Consider the following 19938-nt stretch of genomic DNA (forward strand, 5'->3'; position numbering starts at 1 on the left):
GTCAGTCGTTGAGGTAGTTCAGCAAATCGTGGCGGGTCAGCACACCCACGGGCGCACCAACAAAGGTGACCATGAGCGCATCTACGTCCTGCAGTTTGGCCCGGGCAGCGGAGATGGGCTCCAAAGATCCGATGATGGGCAGTTGCGGCTGCATGTGTTCGGTGATTTTATCTGTCAGTTTGGCTTCGTGCCGGAACAATTTGCCGGTCAGTGTGCGTTCATCCACCGCGCCAAGCACTTCCCCCATCACCACGGGAGGTTCGGCCGAGAGCACGGGGATTTGGGAGACACCGTATTCGGCCATCAAGTTGATGACGTCACGGACGGTCTCGTTGGGGTGGATATGGACCAGATCCGGTAATTGGCCCGTTTTGGCTTTGAGCACGTCGCCGATAGCGGGTTCATCGGTGACTTTCAGGAAGCCGTACGACTGCATCCAGGCATCGTCAAAGATCTTCCCCAAGTAGCCGCGGCCACTGTCCGGCAGAAGCACTACGACGACGGACCCGGCTCCCAGCCCCTTCGCCACTTCCAGCGCGGCCACCACTGCCATGCCGGAGGAACCTCCCACCAGCAGGCCTTCTTCTCGGGCCAGGCGTCGGGTCATGGCAAAGGCGTCATTGTCGGAGACCGCGATGATCTTGTGCGGGACGGACGGGTCATAGGAGTCGGGCCAAATGTCCTCGCCCACCCCCTCCACCAGGTAAGGCCGTCCCGTGCCTCCGGAGTAGACGGATCCTTCCGGATCGGCACCGATGATCTGGACCTCACCGCCGTCGGCCTCGGCACGGTGCGCAGAAACTTCGCGGAGAAAGCGGCCCGTTCCGGTGATGGTGCCGCCGGTACCCACGCCGGCCACAAAGTGGGTGAGCTTGCCTTCGGTGTCGCGCCAAACCTCCGGGCCGGTGGTTTCATAGTGACTCAACGGGCCGTTGGGGTTGGAGAACTGGTCAGGTTTGTAGGCTCCCGGGATTTCCGTCACCAAACGGTCGGAGACGCCGTAGTAGGACTGCGGGGAATCGGCCGCCACCGCAGTAGGTGTCACCACCACCTCCGCCCCATAGGCCGCCAAGACTGCGCGTTTGTCCACGCCCACCTTGTCCGGGACTACAAAAACGCACTTGTAGCCGCGCTGCTGCGCCACCATTGCCATGGCCACGCCCGTGTTGCCGCTGGTGGGCTCCACCACGGTACCGCCGGGCTTGATTTTGCCTTCCCGCGCAGCCTCATCCAGCATTTTCACGGCAATGCGATCCTTGGCCGAGCCGCCTGGATTCAGGTATTCCAGCTTGACCAACACTGTGGCCTCCAGCCCCGCTGTCACCTTGTTCAGTTTTACCAGCGGGGTGTTGCCAATCAGGTCAAGGACAGAGTTCGCGTACTTCATAGCTCCAACGTAGACCCCGCGGGAGGAAGCGGCCAAGGAACATTACTCCCGGGGGCATTTTGGATAATAAACTTGGCACTATGCTCTCCACCGCAGGCGCCCCCTCACCACCTGGAGTGAGCCGGGATGAGATCACCACGCTGACACTGCTGCGCCGGGCCCGGGATCTGATTGATAGGGACTACGCCCAGCCGCTGGATGTGCCCACGATCGCGGCGAAGGCGTTCATGTCACCCGCACACTTTTCCCGCAAATTCCGGGCGGCGTACGGCGAGAGCCCCTATTCATATCTCATGACCCGGCGTATTGAGCGGGCTTCGGCGCTGCTCCGTGCGGGCGTTTCGGTCACGGATGCGTGCATGGCCGTGGGTGCCACCTCATTGGGTTCATTCAGTTCCCGATTCACAGAGGTCATGGGCGAGACGCCCAGCAGTTATAAGTCCCGCGACCACAGCGCCATCGAAGCCTTGCCGCCCTGCTTCATGAGGGTGGCCACCCGCCCAGCTCGGAACAGTGGCACGGACGGTGACTCTCACGGCGCACCGCAAAGTGCTGCCCATGCCCTTGCTCAACCTGCTATCCAGTCGAGCAGAAATGAAGAAGCCCGGCCCCCGGCAAACGCCTAACGTAGGTGCCATGACCATTTCACTTCAGTTCACACATTTGACCGTTCACAACCCCGATGCGGCCATCGCCTTCTACCGCGACGCCCTGGGCCTTAAAGTCCAGAACGATGTCAGCAACGGCGATTTCCGTTGGGTCACCATGGGTACCAGTACACAGCCGGGCCTGGGCATTGTGCTCTCCGAACCGCATGCCGGACGGTCCCAGGAAGACGGCGATGCCATGGCTCGCCTGCTCGCCAAGGGTGTGCTGCCCATGCTCAACTTCAGCGCAAGCGATCTGAACGCAACTTTTGAGAAGGCAGCGGCTGCCGGGGCAGAAGTGCTCCAGGAACCCGTCGAACAGCCGTGGGGTCCCCGCGATTGCGCCTTCCGTGACCCCTCCGGCAACACGGTCCGCGTCGCCCAAGCCTGATCCGCCAAGGCTCTTCAACACAATCCGCGCCCGTCTCCCACATATGCGCCCGGTCTACGGGGCGCATATGTGGGAGGCGGGCGCGGAGGTTGCACGGCCGGTCGCCGCGGATCATAGTGCCATCACAGTCAAAGTTATCCACAGGTCAGCGTCTCCCCACTTACATGTGGTGCCCCGCTCTGGAACCCTTGAATGTATGAGCACACCACGCTTGATCCTCCCTTCCGATCTGGAGCTGGCCGGCCAGGATTCCCGCCTTCTCACCAGGCTCTGCAACAACGGCAGGTATTTTCGTGTCCGCCGCAGCGTCTACACCGAAGCAGCCGAGTGGCATGCGCTGGATGAGTTCGCCCAATACGGCTTGCGCGCTGCGGCGTTCACGCTGACCACCAAAGCGCCTCCGGTGTTTTGCTCCTCCACGGCTGCGCTTCTTTGGGGTTTGTGGATCACCGGAACACAGACGAATCTGCACGTTGTGACGGAACAGGCCGGTGGCGGCCGCAGTCGAGGGGACATTACACGGCATTTGGGTCGGCTGGACGAGGCAGTAGTGCGCTGCGGCCCGTTGCTGCTGACGGACAAACTCACCACCACACTGGAGCTGATCACCGCACTGAAATTTGAGCAGGCTGTGGCGGTATGTGATTCAAGCCTGCACCTGCCCAGATACCCCAAACCCGGCAATATTTTTCTGCCTGCTGACGTGCCGGCCGGCGATCATGATCCCGTGTGGAACCTCAACGAACCGCAAGGCCCTCCCCTGCTGAAATCCGACCTTCTGACTGCTGCTGAATCCTTGCCGTCTCGATCGGCGTTCAACAGGGCCGTGGCTGTGATTGAGTTCGCATCCGGGCTTTCCGGTTCTGCCGGCGAGTCTCTTAGCCGGGTGCGGATGGCCCAACTGGGGTTTGTTGCCCCGGAGCTGCAACATCCTTTCACCCTGCGTGATGGCAGGGAAGCATATGTTGATTTCTGGTTCGAGAAGCAGCGAAAAGCCGGGGAATTTGACGGCCGGGCCAAGTACTTGCGGCAAGACTGGGCCGGCGGAAAGTCCCTCGAAGAGCGAATCCTCGATGAAAAGAACCGTGAGGACCAGATCCGGGCTCAGAGTGCCGGCTTCTTCCGATGGACGTGGCGGGAAATGATGGACCTCCGGGGCTTCGAACGGCTGCTTCGTCAAGCTGGCATCCCGCAAAAGTAGCAATCTATCCAGTTCCGCGCCCGCCTCCCACATATGCGCCCCGTAGACGGGGCGCATATGTGGGAGGCGGGCGCGCATTTTCGCCGGTGGCTGCGGGTGTCTAGATCAGCCCGTCCGAGAGGTGGTTTGGTGTGCCGAAGCGGTGTGCCGTTATGCTGACGGCCTGCTCGTGGAGGAACACCAGCATCTCCACGCGCCCGGCCTCAGTCACCGCACCGTGATAAATTGCCAGATCCGGGCGCCCGCCCGTTGCCTCATAAACGGCGCTTGAATCTTCTCTAATGAGGCGGATACGGCCCGCTCCGAAGCGGCGCGCGGTGGTGAGCCAATCGGCGTCGTTCTCCACAGTCACCGGAATCCGCAGGCTGAGCAGCAGTGCCGCCACCTCACTGGGAAGCGCGTCAGCGCAGGAGACTTCCGGAGTTGCCCCGGCCAGGATCCCTGCCGCGAGCACGCGCAGCAGCTTCGAGAGGGACTCCCCCTCGGCGAGGCGGACCAGCGGGTTCAGTGGCAGGTAGCGGAACACGTTGCGCTCGGCGGTCAGCGCCGAGACGTCGCGGGCGGCGCCAAACTCGGCGGCCCAGGCAGCGGCGTCGCTGTGCAGCGAGCGGATCAGGAACGCCTGCTCCTCGGCCGGCAATGAGGACGCGGCGGCGAGGACCTTGCGGGCCGCGTCACTCAGCGGCGCGGTGGCACTCGCTTCGGCAGGAACCCAGGATCCCAGACTCATGAGGTAGCTGGGACCGCCCGCCTTGGTGCCAGCACCCACAGCCGATTTCTTCCAGCCACCGAAGGGCTGACGCTGCACAATAGCACCGGTGATACCGCGGTTCACGTATAGGTTTCCGGCTTGCACGGTATCCAGCCAGAGCTCAATCTCCGCGGGGTCCAGCGAGTGCAGCCCGGAGGTGAGCCCGTAGTCAATCGCGTTGACCATGGCGATGGCCTCCTCCAAGGTCTCGGCCGTCATGACTCCTAGGACCGGGCCGAAGAATTCGGTCAGGTGGAAGTTCGATCCTGCCGCAACGCCGGTGCGCACGCCCGGCGACCAGAGCCGGCCGGTGGAATCGAGCTGGCGCGGCTCCAGGGCCCACGCTTCGCCGGCGTCCAGTGTGGTCAGTGCACCGAGCAATTTACCTGCGGCAGGCTCAATGACCGGCCCCATCTGGGAGGTGGCAACGCCGGGGTAGCCCACATTCAGGCTGGCAGCAGCGTCCAGGAGCTGGTTGCGGAAGCGCGGCGACTTCGCCACGGAACCGACCATGATGACCAAGGATGCGGCGGAGCACTTCTGCCCTGCGTGGCCAAAGGCTGACTGCACCACGTCCTTCGCCGCCAGGTCAAAATCGGCGCTGGGCGTGACGATCAGCGCGTTCTTGCCAGAGGTTTCCGCCAGCAAGGGCAGGTCGGTGCGGAAGCTGCGGAACAGCTCGGCCGTTTCATAACCGCCGGTCAGGATCAGCCGGTCAACGGACGGGTGCGCCACGAGCGCCTTTCCGAGCTCGTTTTCGCCAAGCTGGACCAGCGCCAGGACCTCGCGCGGCACGCCAGCGTCCCACAATGCCTGGACCATGATGGAGCCGCAGCGCTGTGCCTGGGGTGCCGGCTTGATGACAACGGCGGATCCCGCCGCCAATGCCGAGAGTGTGGAGCCTGCCGGGATGGCGACGGGGAAGTTCCATGGCGGGGTCACAACGGTGAGCTTGGCGGGGACGAATGTGGCACCGTCCACCGTTTCCAGATCCTTGGCGCGCTCGGCGTAGTAGTGGGCGAAGTCCACGGCCTCGCTAACCTCCGGATCGCCCTGGTCAAGCGTCTTGCCGGTTTCGGCGGCCATAACCTCAAGGAGCTCGGCGCGGCGGGAGTTGAGCATATCCCCTGCCCGGTGCAAGATGGCGGCACGCCCGGACCCGCCCAGTGCGGCCCATTCGCCGGAATGTTCGACGGCGGTGTCCACGATGGTGTTCAGCTCGTGAAGTTCCGTCACGGTGGTGTCCGCGACGAGCTCGTTGCCAAGCGTGGAGGACGGGATGCGGGCCAGGATCTCCCGTCCCCAGACACGGTTGGGTGCCAGTGCGGGGTCGGTGTCAGGGGTGTTGGCGAAGTGGTCAGTAGCGGCTACGGCTGCGGGCTGGGTGCGGTCCTGCACCCGGTTGGTGGGCGGCACGGAGTCATCCAACTCTGCGAGGGAGGCCAGGAAACGCTCCTGCTCGCGTTGAAGCAGCCCTTCATTTTCGGAGAGTTCAAACACGGCGGACATGAAGTTTTCCTGGCTGGCACCTTCTTCGAGGCGGCGGATCAGGTAGGCGATAGCAACGTCAAACTCGCCGGGATGGACTACGGGCGTGTACAGCAGCAGCGAGCCAACGTCGCGGCGCACGGCCTCAGCCTGGCCTGTAGCCATGCCCAGCAGCATCTCAAATTCGAGCTGACCGGAGGTGGCGCTGATGCCGCGCTGCTGGGCGAGCAGCCAGGCGTGGGCAACATCAAACAAGTTGTGTCCGGCCACGCCAATGTGGACGTTGTTAATGTGTTCGGGGGTGAGCGCGTAGTTCACAATGCGCTTGTAGTTGGTATCGGAATCCAGCTTGCTGCCCCACGTGGCCAGCGGCCAGCCGTTGACGGATGCCTGCACCTGTTCCATGGGCAGGTTTGCCCCCTTGACGATCCGCACCTTCACAGGAGCGCCGCCATCGGCCCTTCGCGCAGCAGCCCACTCCTGCAGGTCGATCATGGCGGCCAAGGTGTCCGGCAGGTAGGCCTGAAGCACAATCCCGGCCTCCAGGTTCTTGAACTCAGGCTTGTTCAGGATGCGTTTGAACACGGCGATGGTCATGCCCAGATCCTTGTATTCCTCCATGTCCAGGTTGATGAACTTAGGCTTGGGGAAGGAGGCGGCCAGCGTGTACAGGGGCGTGAGTTTTTCCACCACATGGTTGACGGCGTCCTCGAACGCCCAGGGCGAATGCGGGGCCACCGTGGAAGATTCCTTGATGGAGACGTACTCCACGTCGTCCCTCGCCAGCAGGTCCAGGGTCCCCGTTAGGCGGCGGCTGGCTTCCTTTTCGCCCAGTACGGCCTCGCCAAGCAAGTTGAGGTTCAGGTCCACCCCGCCATCGCGGATCTTCGCGATGGCCGGGCCCAGCTTGGCGTCGGTGGCGTCCACAATCAGGTGGCCCACCATCTCACGCAACACCCTGCGGGCGATGGGAATGACAAGCTGTGGCAGCACTGGTGCCATGAGCCCGCCCAGACGAACCGCGGCGCGCATGTACCAGGGTAAAAATGCGGGGACCTTGGGGGCCAGCATAGCCAGGTTCCGTCCGGCCACAGCCAGATCTTCGGGGCGGATCACGCCGTCAACGAATCCCACCGTGAAGTCCAGCCCGTTCGGGTCCTTCAGCACACCGGCCAGGCGCTGGGCGGAGACGTCAGCGGGGAACTTGGCGGCCTCGGTGAGCCAGCGGCGGACCAGTGCAACGGTTTCCTGTGCCAGTGCATCACTGGGGACTGGGATTGCGGCGGAATGCGCCCCTATTGCGGAGGCGTAGTTACCTGATGTGGCCTCGTCGGAGCCGGCGGTGGTGGAACGTGTCATGGCTGCTGGTGCGTTCTTTTCTGTTGTTTGGGATGTCCTGAAATAATGGTTCTCACCACCAGTATGGAGCGAATGTTCATTTAGCAAAAGTGGTGATTTATGATGAATATTAATCATTTCTACTAAACTATTTGGAGGCGTCCGTGTTGGACCTCAAACGGCTGCGCATGCTGCGCGAATTGCACCTTCGCGGAACCCTCGCTGACGTTGCCGCGGCGTTGGCGTACAGCCCGTCCGCAGTCTCCCAGCAGTTGGCTCTCTTGGAGAAGGAAGCTGGGGCAAAATTGCTGCGCAAGGTGGGCCGGCGCGTGCAGTTAACCCCGCAGGCAGAGATTCTCGTGGCACACACCGCCGAAATATTGGAGACTCTGGAACGCGCCGAGGCTTTTCTCTCAGCGTCCCTGTCCACCGTGACAGGGACCGTGAGGCTGGCCGTGTTTCAATCTGCAGCCCTGGCGCTGCTGCCGAACATGCTCACCGCCATGGCGCAGGCCTATCCGGAGGTGCGCCTTGAAGTGGTTCAGCGCGAACCCGAGACGGCGCTGTATGAGACGTGGGCGCGGGACTTTGACTTGGTGGTCGCGGAGCAATATCCCGGCCACGCCGCCCCGCTCCACCCCGAGCTGGACCGCGTCACGCTCACCACCGATGCCATCCGCCTTGCCGTGCCGCACGAGGGGGTTGCAGGAGGCATGTCCCGCCTACTCACGGGGCCCATCACAGGCATTGCAGACACGGCCCGCCTGCCCTGGGTCATGGAACCGCACGGCGCCGCATCGCGCCACTGGGCCGAGCAAACCTGCCGGCAGGCCGGATTTGAGCCCGATGTCCGCTTTGAAACCGCCGATCTCCAAGCCCAGATCCGGCTCATCGAATCCGGGAATGCTGTGGGTCTCATGCCAGATCTTATGTGGACCGGACGCCCGCCAGCACTGACTCTGCTGGATCTGCCGGATCTGCCACGGCGCACAGTGTTTACCTCCGCCCGGCTGGCCAGCCGGCTGCGCCCAGCCATTATGGCGTGCCGGGAAATTCTCACCGAGACCGCACTAGCTCTCGGTGAAGAGGAAACTACCCATTATCTTGAGCCAAGGCGTCTGCTGGATTGACCGAGACGGGACAGGCTCCGTATTTTTCAAATTAGCAGGGGCCGCATTACGTCCCAACTCCTGTGCAAGGGTTCGTTCTAATTTGTCGACTCAGCAGTGGATACCCGAGCTCTCCTGCATCAAATGAGCTCTGCAGCGTCTTGTTGAATCTTGCTGAGAAGGCGGAACAGCTCGCTCCGGCAATATCGAGAGGGCGTTGCACCCGCCTCACGTTCAACCCCCGTGCAACCATTAGAGAATGTCCGGCGCAGTCATAAAAAAGCTGGCGAGCGCCATTGTGCCGCCCGCCCTGTTTACCGCTGGGCTAATCCTGATTGCCAATGGGACTCTGAGCCGGGGATCTGCAGGAGAGCTTTTCGAACGCACGGTACCAATCCTGTTATTTGTTGCGGCCATGACTATTGTCACGGAGCTAGCCGATAACGCTGGACTGTTTCGCATCATCACCGCCTGGTTGGCACGCCTTGGTACCTGCCGTGGCCGTGGCCGATCACAAGCGCAGCGCTCACTCTCTGGCCGGGTCATGACACTGTGGCTGCTTGTAGTTGTTTTGGCCGCATTGAGTACGGTATTCCTCTCTCTGGACACAACTGCCGTGCTGGTCACCCCGGTGGTGGTCACGCTGGCCCGGCATGCCCGTATTCACCCGTTGCCGTTCGCACTGACAACAGTGTGGCTGGCCAATACGGCTTCGCTTTTTCTGCCTGTCTCGAACCTGACCAACTTGCTGGCCCGTCAGCAACTTGATATTGGTCCAGCGGGATTTCTGCAGTTGATGTGGGCGCCGGCGCTGGTTGGTATTGTGGCACCGTTGGCGTTCCTACTCGTTTGGTTTCGGAAGGATTTTAAAGGCTCGTATACCGCGCCCGAGATTCCTGCAGAGACAGACAAGCCACTGCTGCTAATCAGCGGGGCAACAGTTGCACTTCTGCTGCCAGCACTAGTCTCAGGCGTTCCCGTTGCTATCCCTGCCAGTATTGCTGCGTGTTTCCTGGTGGCCGTGTTTATTTTTCGACGGCGTTCTGCTTTGCGCTTGCGCATGATTCCGTTCCAGCCTCTGCTGCTGACGATGGGGTTATTTATGCTGGTTGCAGCCCTCCACGACCATGGCTTGGGTGCAGCCTTAGCCCGCATCTCCGGCTCAGGAAATGACTATCTGAGCCTGCTGCAACTCGCCGGGTTGGGAATGGCAAGCGCTAACGGGTTCAACAACCTCCCTGCGTATCTGGCGCTTGAGCCAACGGCCGGCTCCGCCGTGCGGCTGGCTGCCGTATTGATTGGCGTTAACCTAGGCCCGCTTGTCTCGCCCTGGGCCTCATTGGCTACCCTGTTGTGGCACGGCAGGCTCAAATCGATGGGAATCAACATTTCTTGGACTGGGTACGCACTGGCCGGCGCTGTCCTGTTGCTACCGCTGATCCCCGCTGCAGTATTGGCTTTGTGGCTCTCCTCAGGAATGCCCGGCTGACCCTCACTACCAACGCTCCTGCAGAACGAGTTCATTTTTTTAACAAACCCTCCCGCACTGCTGCAGCAGCGTTGTCTTAAAATACCCCGAATCTGCGGGAGCGTTTTTGGGGAAGCACACCCTGCTGTCAGACTCCCGTGCAACCATGGAATCATGAAAACCCCAGCCGACTCCGCACCCCCTGGGGTGTGGGATGTGGCTGGCCCGTACTCCCTGCCGCAGACGCTAGGCATCCTGGCCCGCGGCCCAGGCGACACCACCGTCCGGCTCACACCGCACGCTGCGTGGCTTGCCTTCAATACCCCTGCTGGCGCAGCCACGCTGGGCGTCACCACGCACGGCGCTGAACTGCACGTCCGAGCCTGGGGCCCAGGGGCAGAGGATGCCTTGGCTGGGGCTGCCGCATTGCTGGGACGCCACGATGACTGGTCAGCGTTTGACTCCCCCACGTTTGCTGCCACCCTGCCATCGCGTGTCAAAGAAGCACGACGTCGCAACCCGGCCGTGCGCCTGCCTTCCACCGGGCGGATGATTGATGCCTTGGTACCCGCTATTTTGGAACAAAAAGTCACCGCCCTAGAAGCCCGGCGCGGCTACTCCACGCTACTGCGAAAGTTTGGTTCTGCGGCTCCTGGTGCGGGTATTGACCCAAATGTCCCGGCTGATCTCAGGGTTGCCCCCACCCCGGAGCAATGGGCCGCCATCCCCTCTTGGGAATGGCATCAGGCGGGCGTTGGACCGCAGCGTTCGGCAACTGTGCAGCGGGTGTTACGTTCGGCGTCGGGCGTGGAACGGTTGAGCCAGCTGCCCGCAGACGAGGCGGGGATTAAGTTGCAAAGCATCCCCGGAATTGGCCAGTGGACTGCGGCAGAAGTCACCCAACGAACCCACGGATCTCCTGACCATGTAGCCGTAGGTGATTACCATCTGGCCGCTTATGTTGGCTGGGCGCTGGCGGGAAAACCTGTGGATGACGCCACGATGCTGGAATTGCTTGAACCGTGGCGAGGTCACCGCCAGCGCGTGGTGCGGATGCTGCAACTGAGCGGCTTTCGCAAACCAACCTTAGGGCCACGCATGAGCATCCAGGACCACCGCGGGCACTGAACCGCAGGCACTGAACGGTACCCTGTCAGGTGGCTAAGCGAGGTTCACAGTGCGGAACCGCTTCTCTTCCCTGAGGCAAGATCGCCTAGGCTGTTTTTATGAGCGAGATTATCAACCTAAAAGCCACCTTCATTCCCAATGAGGACGAGTACTTCCGTGTGAAGCTCGCCCTCGAGATCGCCATCGAGCAGGTCGTTGAAGAAGCCGGCTGCATCCAGTACGAAATCACTGAGGACTCCGAGGAAAAGATCGTATTGACAGAGCAGTGGGCTTCAGACGAGGACCTCGTCAAACACAGCAAGGGAATCGCTGTGCAGGATCTCAACGAATCCCTGAGCGCACTGCTGGCTGAGCCCGTGAAACTGGAACGATCCTAAACAAAAAAGAAAAGGGGGCACCACACCAACTTCGGTGAGGTGCCCCCTTTCTCGTTTGAGGTAGTTACTCCGCGGCGCTGGATTCGTCTTGCTTAGCGGCAACAGTTGCATGAACTTCGCTCATGTCAAGGGCCTTAACGGCGTCAATGACAGAATCAAGCTGTGTTCCGTTCAGGGCGCCGGGCTGTGCAAACACCAGCACCTTTTCACGGAACGCCATCAGCGTCGGGATGGAGGTGATATTTGCTTCTGCGGCAAGCTGCTGCTGGGCTTCGGTGTCTACCTTGGCGAACACAACGTCGCTGTGCTTCTCGGAAGCAGCCTCGAAGGTCGGTGCGAAGCGCACGCAGGGCTGGCACCAGCTAGCCCAGAAGTCAACAATCACAATGTCGTTGCCTTCAATGGTGGGACCAAAATTTTCCGTGGTGATTTCAACTGTAGCCATGCCTTAACCGTACGGGATAGCCCACACTCATGCCCAAGGTTTCGCTCACCGCGTGAGGAAGGGCGCCTGCGCCTTTGCTGCGCCCATGGTGCGGACCGCCTGCACAAAGACAGTGGAGACCTCTCCTTATTCTCTGAAATTTAGGAGCAAAGACACACCAAGTTAACAGAGAATTCACCTTGAGCACGCAGGCTGGCGATGTTGAGTTAGCAGACAAGGAAGCAGCGATGACTTTCACACCAGGAGATCCCATGACACGCCCACTTCATCACCGAGCTTTTATTGATCCCGAAAATAACGAGGTGTGGCCGACCCTGACCCACAATGAGCCAATAACTCTTGTCAACAACCGCGGCTGGCGCCTCGCAGGCCGTGTGGAGACGCTTTCCAGCGACCGCCAGTGCCTATGGATCCAACTGGACTCCGGCATGGGCCGCCAGCTGATCCACCATCAGGACGGCTTCGTTTTGGAAAACGACCAACAGTCAAACTGATTCTGCCTGCTCCATCAGTGATTCTGCAGGCAAAACCAGCAAGCACGCAGTCCTAAACTTTGGACTTGCGGTATCCGGCATTCTTGGCAGCAGTCTCGGTGCTGAAGCAGATCTCAGGCGTGGTCTTTGTATAGAACTTCTGATTCTTGAGGTGGTAGATCTTACTGGGTGCGTTGCCCTTGATCGGCGCCCATGATGGGCAGTTCCACTTGCTGGATGGCTTGGATGAGGTGGGTTTGGCGGCAGCCACAACCTTGTTGTTTATTACCCCTGTGGATGACGCCTTGTATTGCCCCTGAGCGGGCACCAGCGCAGTCCACTTGCCTGAAACACTCGCCGCAGCACTCGCCTTGAAGGCACCCGCTGAGTTGGTTTTCAAGGTTCTCACCAAAGTCTTCGGCGCCGAACCATCCGGATCGAAGTAAATCTTGACCGTGATTGCGCCCGTGTTGGCCCAAGAGCTCCCCTTGGCCTGCTGCACTTGGCCGGAATAGCTGAGTGTTTTCCCTTTGGTCACGGTGGCTGGCCCCACCACAAATTTGGTAATGCGAGTGGCAGTAGAGGCGGCAGCCTGAGCAGAGGTAGGAGCCACCAGCAAAGGAAGCAACAAGGCTAAGACCGCAAAAATCACAATCAGAAAATAACGCGGCTTACGCGAGCCGAGGCGCATAGAAAAGTTCAAGCACTCCCCCAAGGGCACTAGCCGGACTCACCATCCGGACACAAAGTTGACTGGCGAAGCATATCGAGACTTTGAGAGGTTTGTAGCACCTGACGAGAATATGACGGCCGTGGCCGCACGGCTCAGGCTGCAGCTGTGTGCTTGAGCCTAGTCTTCCGGACTGATCATAGAGACAAACTCTTGAGCGTCCGTCACCCCGATTTCTGCGTGGTCCCGCAGAAGGTGGGCTGCGCCGTCGTAATTTCCGGAGAGCGCCAACTGGCGAATCTGAGCATAAATCTCCGCGTTGAGCCGGGTACTGGCCACCTCCCGCACCTCATCGCCTTGGGAGACGATGGCCCGGTAGCGGTATTGGCCCTTGGCGGCAGCCGGCTTCATTTGTAAGTCCGCGGCCAGTTCCCCGGAGGGACTGTCAGGTTTAGGCGCCTCCATGGGGTCCTCAGCCGCCGGTCCAGCGTTGATGATGTCCGCCACGGTCAGCGGTCCTCCCGTTGCAGTGGGGCTTGGAGCCTGGTTGATTATTCCTTGGTCTTTGGAAGCTGGTTCAGGAGTAGGCTGTGGGAATTGAGCCAGGGCCGCAACGGCAGCCGCGGCTTCTCCGAGTCCGGTGCGCGTTGCCTTGCGATATTCCTTCACCGCATTGAGTACTTGGTGCTGGGCTATCAACGAGTACACACGCCGGTGAGTCTCCGGAGTCAGCCGCGCACTGGCTTCCTGCGCATCCTCTCGGGTGATATCGCGCCCATGCCTCGTTTTCTTGACGCCGGGATCCTTGGCGGCGGGCCCCTTGGCGCTAGGCTCTGCCGAGGATCCGTTCAGCGTGGAGTCCTGCTCTGGCCGGCTTCGGCTTCCTATGAGCCGGGCACCCACAACCACAACAATGACAACAACTAACAAGATGATCAAGGGCACGACGTATTCCATGACTTAACTGTAGTTCGCCCGCGACGTACAACAGCAAAAAACCCGGAACCTCGCACTCAGTGCGATGTTCCGGGTTTCCCGTTTGGTGGCAGATACTGGATTCGAACCAGTGAAGGCGTTGCCAGCTGATTTACAGTCAGCCCCCTTTGGCCACTCGGGTAATCTGCCAAGGCCAGCCATACCCAAACAACAGGTCTGACTTTCGCTCCCAAGAAGTGGAAGCAGTAAAACAATACAAGGAATTTGCTCAAGAATCGAATCGAGAGTGCCAAATCACCAAAATTGGTCAAAATTTCCTAAAATTACGCGCTTCTGCCTACTCTCAGTGCACTGTCAGGCGTCGCCATGGATCCTCTTGACCAATTGGCTCTCCATGAAGGCGGCCTGTTCGGGGGTCAGCTGTTGCAACTGGACCGCCCTGGCCATGTCTTCGTGAACACCGGCGATCCTCGAGGACGCAGAATTGGGCGGTGAGCCGATAATGCTGCCCGGTTCAAAAGCTGCCATAGATCCACCAACAAGGGCCGGACCACTCAAGACAGTCACTGCAGCTAACGTGACGGCCGCGACGGCGGTCCCCACAGTCTTCTTCCGGCCCGCTGCAGGTTTGGTGCCAGAACGATGCGCCACAGCACCCCTGCCCACGTTTGCATCCACGTTCATACCGGCCTTTGCACTGCCGTCTGCGCCGGCAACCGGAATCGCGTTTCCAACCGTGGCCATGGATCCTCCTGATGCTGGTTCTCTCAACAACTTCCAGTTTGCCTAGAACAAATGTGCACATACCCAACAAACCCTTGAAGGACACTGTGAGCGCCCACCGCCCTCCCAAACCCCACTTCGTACGCTTTGGGCCCCTCGGGCGCTAGCGCCCACCGCCCTCCCAAACCCCACTTCGTACGCTTTGGGCCCCTCGGGCGCTAGCGCCCACCGCCCTCCCAAACCCCACTTCGTACGCTTTGGGCCCCTCGGGCGCTAGGCTTAGATTCAAATCAACCATTCAGCTTTTTAGGTATGCGGAGGAATCATGGCCAGTGAGTCAACGTTCGACGTCGTCAGCAAGGTCGACAAGCAAGAGGTCGCCAACGCCTTGCACCAGTCCCAGAAGGAAGTAGTGCAGCGCTATGACTTCAAGGGCGTCGGTGCCGAAATCGATTTTAGCGGCGAGAAAATTATGATCAAGGCCAACTCCGAAGAGCGCGTCATGGCCGTCATGGATGTCTTCGAGTCCAAGCTGATCAAGCGCGGCATCTCCTTGAAGTCCCTTGACGCCGGCGAGCCCTACGCCTCCGGTAAGGAGTACCGTCTGGAAGCCGAGATCAAGGAAGGCATTGCCCAAGACATTGCCAAGAAGATCAACAAGCTGATCCGCGACGAAGGGCCCAAGGGTGTCAAGTCCACCATTCAGGGCGATGAACTGCGGGTGAGCTCAAAGAGCCGTGATGATCTTCAGGAAGTCATGGCAATGCTGCGCAAGTTCGAGGACGCGGACCTGCAGTTCGTCAACATGCGCTAAGCCGAACTCCCCCTCTGCGGCCACCGCTTAAAGCACGGTTGCACTAAAAAGCGCTCATCGCTAAACTCTCCGCAAATCTGCGGAAAACTTTCAGACGGTGAGCGCTTTTTCCCTTGCCCGCATGACGGGTCAGGCATAGTGTTCGGGTAACCTCACAAGATCAACCGACGTTTGGAGTCGCCATGAACCCTCAAAGGTTCCCCGCAGGAGCGCCGTGCTGGATTGATTTGATGACCTCAGACATCGCCAGGTCGAGAGATTTCTATACCGCTTTGTTCGGCTGGAGCTACGAGGTGGGGGATGAAGAAAAGTACGGCGGCTACGCCACGGCCTTCAAGGATGGCAGGAGCGTTGCCGGCCTCATGCAGAGCCGCGAGGACGGCGAGGGCTACCCCGATATGTGGGCCACCTACCTGCGCGTGGATGACATTGGAGCAACCATGGATGCCGCCAAGAACGCTGGCGCACTGATCTATATGGAAGCCATGGACGTGCCGGAGCAGGGGAAAATGGCTATGCTCGGTGACCCCTCGGGAGCGTCGATCGGGCTGTGGGAGTTTGGCGGGCACACGGGCTTTCAGGCCCACGAAGTTGCTGGCGCTGCGGCTTGGCATGAACTGCACAGCAAGGACTACCCCGCCGCTGTAGCGTTCTACCGCGATATTTTTGGCGTGCAGACCTCCGTCATGAGCGATACCCCCGAATTTCGCTATACCAACATCGTCAGCGGTGAGCAGCCCCTTGCCGGCATTATGGACGCCTCGGGCTTCCTCCCGGATGAGGTCCCGTCAAGCTGGCACGTGTACTTCCAGACGGACAACGCCGATGCCGCCATCGCGCTGGCCCTTTCCTTGGGTGGCACCATAGTTAATCCGGCCGAGGACTCCCCCTTTGGAAGGATTGCCGGGCTCACCGATTGCACCGGTGCCATGTTCAAGCTGGTCCAGCCACTGAGCTGATCCTGTCAAAGCTGATCCGGGTAAAAACAAGATGGCCCACAGTAACCGTTGAGAATTCACTAGAAATCGTAGATTCTCAACGGTTACTGCGGGCCCGTTGCGCGGCGGAAAGTTAGAGCCCCAAGCCGCCCAACACCTTCAAGGATGAGGCATCAAGTAAGGCCAGCGCGGGTACACCGCTTTTGCTCAGGCCCACCCATTTCTGGTTCCCGCCACCATTGTTCTGGTAGAGGATCGGCAGACGGGAGTCCCTGTTCAAATCGAGTGAATTGCCAGGGGACGCCACCGAGTTCAAATGCCCATCAGCCTGATAAACCCACTGTTGCGCCACGCTCGTGGCATCACAGTTGGTGGGCCTGCTGGGGTTTCTGCTGGTCAGGCACAGATCGGGCCGGGCTGCGTTATGTACCGCCCCGCGGGCATCCATGACCCACTTCTCATTGCTCGCCCCGGCACATTCGGTGCTGACCGTGGATGCTGTGGGCACCCGGGCTTCCAGCGAACCGTCAGCGTTGGTGTAAAGCTTTAGGCAGTAGCCAGCAGCGATTCCGCTGTTGCCGGCGTCGACCTTGATCCCTGCACCGGCGGGAATCACCGCAGTGCCCGCCTCCGGGACCAGCCCGGTGCTGTGCAAGAGCTCCTTGAAACGGTTCTGTGTAGCCACCGTACCGAGTGTGTCTGCGTAGTAGCGCAGGAACTTGTCAGCATTTTTTGCCGCCGTGCCACTGGCCAGGATCTTCTCGGCAACGGCCTTTGCTACGGGGCTTAGCTCCGTCAGGTCCGCCTTCCACGTGTTGAGGGTAACGGTGGCTGCGGCACTTAGCCGGGGCAGATCGCTGCCGGCCAATCCTTCCAACTCAGTTTGCAGAGCCGGCAGCTCGGCCTCACGCACCGCTGTGTAACCAGCGTCCTGGCCAATGGTCACGGCAGCAGGCATGGCCGGCAAATCAGTGGCAATCTCTATGTGGTTGCCGTACTGGCGGCTCACGCCGTCGGTCTTGCAGAACAAGTCAGCGCCAGTGGGCTTATCAGCCTGGGCAATGTTGATATTGAATTGCAGTGCCGTTGTGGCCGAAGCCCCTGCCATACCCCCACTGAGTGCAAATGTCTTGGCCGTTCCGTCCTGAAAGTCCACATCCATCCAGCAAACCCGGGTGGTTGCGGGTGCGTTCTGAGCCGGGGCCGGGTAGTCAAAGGTGTTACCCCAGTTGGAGCGGAAAGCCGGGTACAAAACAGCCTTGGCAGGATTGGCCGGCACATAGCCGCCCAGCAATGTCACCACGGGCACACCCGTAGCCTTTGGCCGCAGGTAGTTAAAGGAGGCGTTGGCCGCCTTCGCATCAACATAGCCCTGAGCCCCGGCATCCCAGGCCCGGTAGCCGCTGGGGTAGGACAGGTCAGGAACCACGGAGGTCAAGTATTCCTGAATACGATCGGCACTGTAGCCGGTGTGGAAGGTGTACTTCGAGTAGTTTGATTCAACCCACCCACCGGACATGGCATCCACCAAATAGTTGTAGGAGCCCCCGAAGGTCTGTTTGAATGCCAGACCGTTCAGGTCCACGCCCTCCGGCCGGTACGTTCCCATCTGCAGATTTGTGCGCATGGCATCACGGTAGGCATTCCATCCCCAGCCCGAATCAGCATGGTGTGTGGCGTTGATGGTTGCCGCATCCCCTGGCAGGGACCCATTCTGCCCGGGGTAGTGACCCAACCCGTAGGAATGCCCCAACTCGTGGCTGAGTTCGTTGCCGCTGGAGGAATAGATGGTAGCCATGCCGTTGCCGCCGGACAGCCCATGTTCGGCCCGTCCATTGGCGTACAGTCCCGCCGAGTGGTGGATGATCCGCTGGTTGAACAGGCCCGGCTGGTTCTGGTTCATGAGAGCGGATGTCATGCCAAAGTTCGCTAGGTTAATGCCTGTGGAAACCTGAGCCTTGCCCACACTTTCGCGCATATCCCCCGAATAGACGTCCCCCGTGGTGACAGACGGGCTTTCCGGCGTATATATGTTGCCATTGGCCACGATCACCTTCTCCAACTGCACACTCTCATACTTCGCCATGATCAACTTTGAGACAGGGACGGTCTGGAAATAGTCCGCAGCCGATTGCGCCGGCTGGTTGATAAACGCATGATCCCCATTCATATTGGGGGTTGTCAGCATGCCCAACTCAATATTGTTGATGACCAGTTCCGTGGCCGGTGCCATGGTGATGTTCGACGCCGGCAGGGTCCCGGTTGCGCTGTTGGCGTTGCTGAACGTCAGTTCAAGCCCGGGGCGAACCACATTCCACGGCAGTTCCACGCTCCAGGCACGCTTTGAGTAGACGACTGCGAGGCGATTGGCTGGAAAAGTGGCGTCTGTATCCGGTAGTTCCTCAGGTTTTTTCATCTCAAACTGGCCCGCGGCAACGCCCTTGATCTTCGCCGTGACGCTGACCTTGGTAGTTGCCGCGGAAGGGGTGAACAGCAGCAGGGCCGCACGTTCTGCGACAAGATCAGGCATGTCCACGGCGTCATTGCCGGCAGGGTTGATGGTGTGGGTTTGCGCGAATTCCACCATGCCCGCGAGCTCACCCGCAGAGAGGTCATTGCGGATAGCTCTCGGTGCCCCATTCTTGTCCACATCATGGAAGCCCACCCCCTTGTCGGGGCCGGGACCATCAAGATAGCCGGCGAAGGGGTCCGCCAGTGGTGTTCCCAGTTTGACGGGGTCTGTTGCAATTGTTTCTTGCATTCCACCGGCACTCCAGGTGGTTCGCGGCAGGAAGTAGCCTGCATCGCGTTCTTCCTGCGTCACGGTGTGCTGGGGCGTGGTGCACGTGTAGCCGGCACCGGCAGCAAGGTTGAGCCGACGGCAATTCTCTGCGCCGTCAGATCCGGTGAAGGGGGTGAATGCGCCGGATTCCGGAACGGCGTCTACTGCTGTGGCGCCCGTGTTGGTAACGGTGAAGCTGTAGGAAAGTGCCTCACCTACCTCATACGGATTTGCCGCAGTGTCACGTTGCGGATCGCTGGGAGTGCCAGAAATACTCAGCGCGCCCACCTTTGTTGGCACACCTGCTCTCAGGGCAACGGGCGGGCTGGCCAGTTCCTTGGTTTCAGAACCAACCTGCCATGTTGTTGCCGCGGCAAAGAATCCGGCGGCAAGGTCCGCTTCCGTCACGGTATGTTTGGGGGCTTTACAGGCATACTCTGCCCCTGCGTTCAGGTTCATCCAACGGCAGTTTCCAGCACCATGGGCGGGGATGAATGGGACAAATTTGCCGGAAATGGGCACCACTGTTGCACTCTGGGCCCGGTTGTTTTTGACCTTGAAATGGTAGGGAATCTGCTCCCCCACCGCGTAAGGGTTGCGAAGGACATCACGGGTGACATCACCTAGCTGGCCGGTGACGGTGATGCCACTGATGTTCAGCTCCGCCGTTCCGGCGGCGAGTACAGAAGCGGATGCGTCAAGTGGGATGGACGGCGCCCCCACGGCTGGAACTGTAATGGCTCCTCCCGTTACAACCGCCACAGCCAGGACCGCTCCGGCCACTGCTGAAATTTTTCGCTTAGTGCCATTAGATGGCGAGGTTCTCTTCACTGAGTTCCTAGGTGTCAGGGGTGCTCAATGCCTTCCGGCAT

General features: G+C 60.3%; 17 protein-coding genes and 1 tRNA gene. 10 read left to right on the forward strand and 8 right to left on the reverse strand.

Going from position 1 to position 19938, the window contains the following annotated elements; genetic code table 11:
• Position 1 precedes the first annotated feature (1 nt).
• Entirely contained in the window at positions 2-1387 is a 1386-nt protein-coding gene (locus tag ABIB48_RS09660) for a cystathionine beta-synthase (protein WP_110105485.1), read from the reverse strand.
• A gap of 80 nt (positions 1388-1467) precedes the next feature.
• On the opposite strand from ABIB48_RS09660, the gene ABIB48_RS09665 reads away from it, so the two are divergent.
• From ABIB48_RS09665 to ABIB48_RS09675, 3 genes are all read left to right on the forward strand, one after another.
• Positions 1468-2013 (forward strand): helix-turn-helix transcriptional regulator, encoded by a 546-nt coding sequence (locus ABIB48_RS09665; protein ID WP_179442481.1) that lies wholly within the window; start codon positions 1468-1470, stop codon positions 2011-2013.
• 10 nt (positions 2014-2023) lie between these two features.
• Entirely contained in the window at positions 2024-2425 is a 402-nt protein-coding gene (locus ABIB48_RS09670; protein ID WP_354212849.1) for a VOC family protein, read from the forward strand.
• A gap of 196 nt (positions 2426-2621) precedes the next feature.
• Positions 2622-3626 (forward strand): hypothetical protein, encoded by a 1005-nt coding sequence (locus ABIB48_RS09675; RefSeq protein WP_354212850.1) that lies wholly within the window; start codon positions 2622-2624, stop codon positions 3624-3626.
• A gap of 100 nt (positions 3627-3726) precedes the next feature.
• On the opposite strand, the gene ABIB48_RS09680 is transcribed toward ABIB48_RS09675, so the two are convergent.
• Positions 3727-7224, reverse strand: coding sequence for a bifunctional proline dehydrogenase/L-glutamate gamma-semialdehyde dehydrogenase (locus ABIB48_RS09680; protein WP_354212851.1), 3498 nt, complete (start codon positions 7222-7224; stop codon positions 3727-3729).
• 143 nt (positions 7225-7367) lie between these two features.
• Here ABIB48_RS09680 and ABIB48_RS09685 point away from each other — a divergent pair, with 143 nt between their 5' ends.
• The 4 genes from ABIB48_RS09685 (at position 7368) to ABIB48_RS09700 (ending at position 11285) form a co-directional block, all read left to right on the forward strand.
• On the forward strand, positions 7368-8333 hold the full coding sequence (locus ABIB48_RS09685; RefSeq protein ID WP_110105482.1) for a LysR family transcriptional regulator: 966 nt from the start codon (positions 7368-7370) through the stop codon (positions 8331-8333).
• Between the two features lie 238 nt (positions 8334-8571).
• A complete protein-coding gene (locus ABIB48_RS09690) occupies positions 8572-9801 on the forward strand; it encodes an SLC13 family permease (RefSeq protein ID WP_315915222.1) in 1230 nt (409 codons plus the stop codon).
• 153 nt (positions 9802-9954) lie between these two features.
• Complete coding sequence (locus ABIB48_RS09695; protein ID WP_354212852.1) at positions 9955-10908, forward strand: DNA-3-methyladenine glycosylase family protein; 954 nt, start codon at positions 9955-9957, stop codon at positions 10906-10908.
• Between the two features lie 98 nt (positions 10909-11006).
• Positions 11007-11285: a putative quinol monooxygenase gene (locus ABIB48_RS09700; RefSeq protein ID WP_110105480.1), complete on the forward strand. Its 279-nt coding sequence runs from the start codon at positions 11007-11009 to the stop codon at positions 11283-11285.
• A gap of 64 nt (positions 11286-11349) precedes the next feature.
• On the opposite strand, the gene ABIB48_RS09705 is transcribed toward ABIB48_RS09700, so the two are convergent.
• Complete coding sequence (locus ABIB48_RS09705; RefSeq protein ID WP_110105479.1) at positions 11350-11730, reverse strand: thioredoxin family protein; 381 nt, start codon at positions 11728-11730, stop codon at positions 11350-11352.
• Positions 11731-11957: 227 nt separating this feature from the next.
• On the opposite strand from ABIB48_RS09705, the gene ABIB48_RS09710 reads away from it, so the two are divergent.
• Entirely contained in the window at positions 11958-12224 is a 267-nt protein-coding gene (locus ABIB48_RS09710) for a hypothetical protein (RefSeq protein WP_354212853.1), read from the forward strand.
• A gap of 52 nt (positions 12225-12276) precedes the next feature.
• On the opposite strand, the gene ABIB48_RS09715 is transcribed toward ABIB48_RS09710, so the two are convergent.
• The 4 genes from ABIB48_RS09715 to ABIB48_RS09730 form a co-directional block, all read right to left on the reverse strand.
• Positions 12277-12855, reverse strand: a complete 579-nt coding sequence (locus ABIB48_RS09715) for a sunset domain-containing protein (protein ID WP_354212854.1) — start codon at positions 12853-12855, stop codon at positions 12277-12279.
• A 198-nt stretch (positions 12856-13053) separates the two neighbouring features.
• On the reverse strand, positions 13054-13830 hold the full coding sequence (locus ABIB48_RS09720) for a hypothetical protein (protein WP_146213002.1): 777 nt from the start codon (positions 13828-13830) through the stop codon (positions 13054-13056).
• Positions 13831-13913: 83 nt separating this feature from the next.
• Positions 13914-13998: transfer RNA gene (locus tag ABIB48_RS09725), tRNA-Tyr, on the reverse strand.
• Positions 13999-14163: 165 nt separating this feature from the next.
• Positions 14164-14553: a hypothetical protein gene (locus ABIB48_RS09730; protein ID WP_110105475.1), complete on the reverse strand. Its 390-nt coding sequence runs from the start codon at positions 14551-14553 to the stop codon at positions 14164-14166.
• A gap of 304 nt (positions 14554-14857) precedes the next feature.
• Between ABIB48_RS09730 and ABIB48_RS09735 the strand changes: the two genes are divergently transcribed.
• On the forward strand, positions 14858-15346 hold the full coding sequence (locus tag ABIB48_RS09735) for a YajQ family cyclic di-GMP-binding protein (protein WP_110105474.1): 489 nt from the start codon (positions 14858-14860) through the stop codon (positions 15344-15346).
• Between the two features lie 182 nt (positions 15347-15528).
• On the forward strand, positions 15529-16305 hold the full coding sequence (locus ABIB48_RS09740) for a VOC family protein (RefSeq protein ID WP_354212855.1): 777 nt from the start codon (positions 15529-15531) through the stop codon (positions 16303-16305).
• A 112-nt stretch (positions 16306-16417) separates the two neighbouring features.
• Here ABIB48_RS09740 and ABIB48_RS09745 read toward each other — a convergent pair whose 3' ends face one another.
• Entirely contained in the window at positions 16418-19849 is a 3432-nt protein-coding gene (locus ABIB48_RS09745; RefSeq protein ID WP_354212856.1) for a M66 family metalloprotease, read from the reverse strand.
• Positions 19850-19938 lie beyond the last annotated feature (89 nt).

Origin of the sequence: Arthrobacter sp. UYCu511 (assembly GCF_040547105.1) — a bacterium.
In the GTDB taxonomy this organism is placed as follows: domain Bacteria; phylum Actinomycetota; class Actinomycetes; order Actinomycetales; family Micrococcaceae; genus Specibacter; species Specibacter psychrochitiniphilus.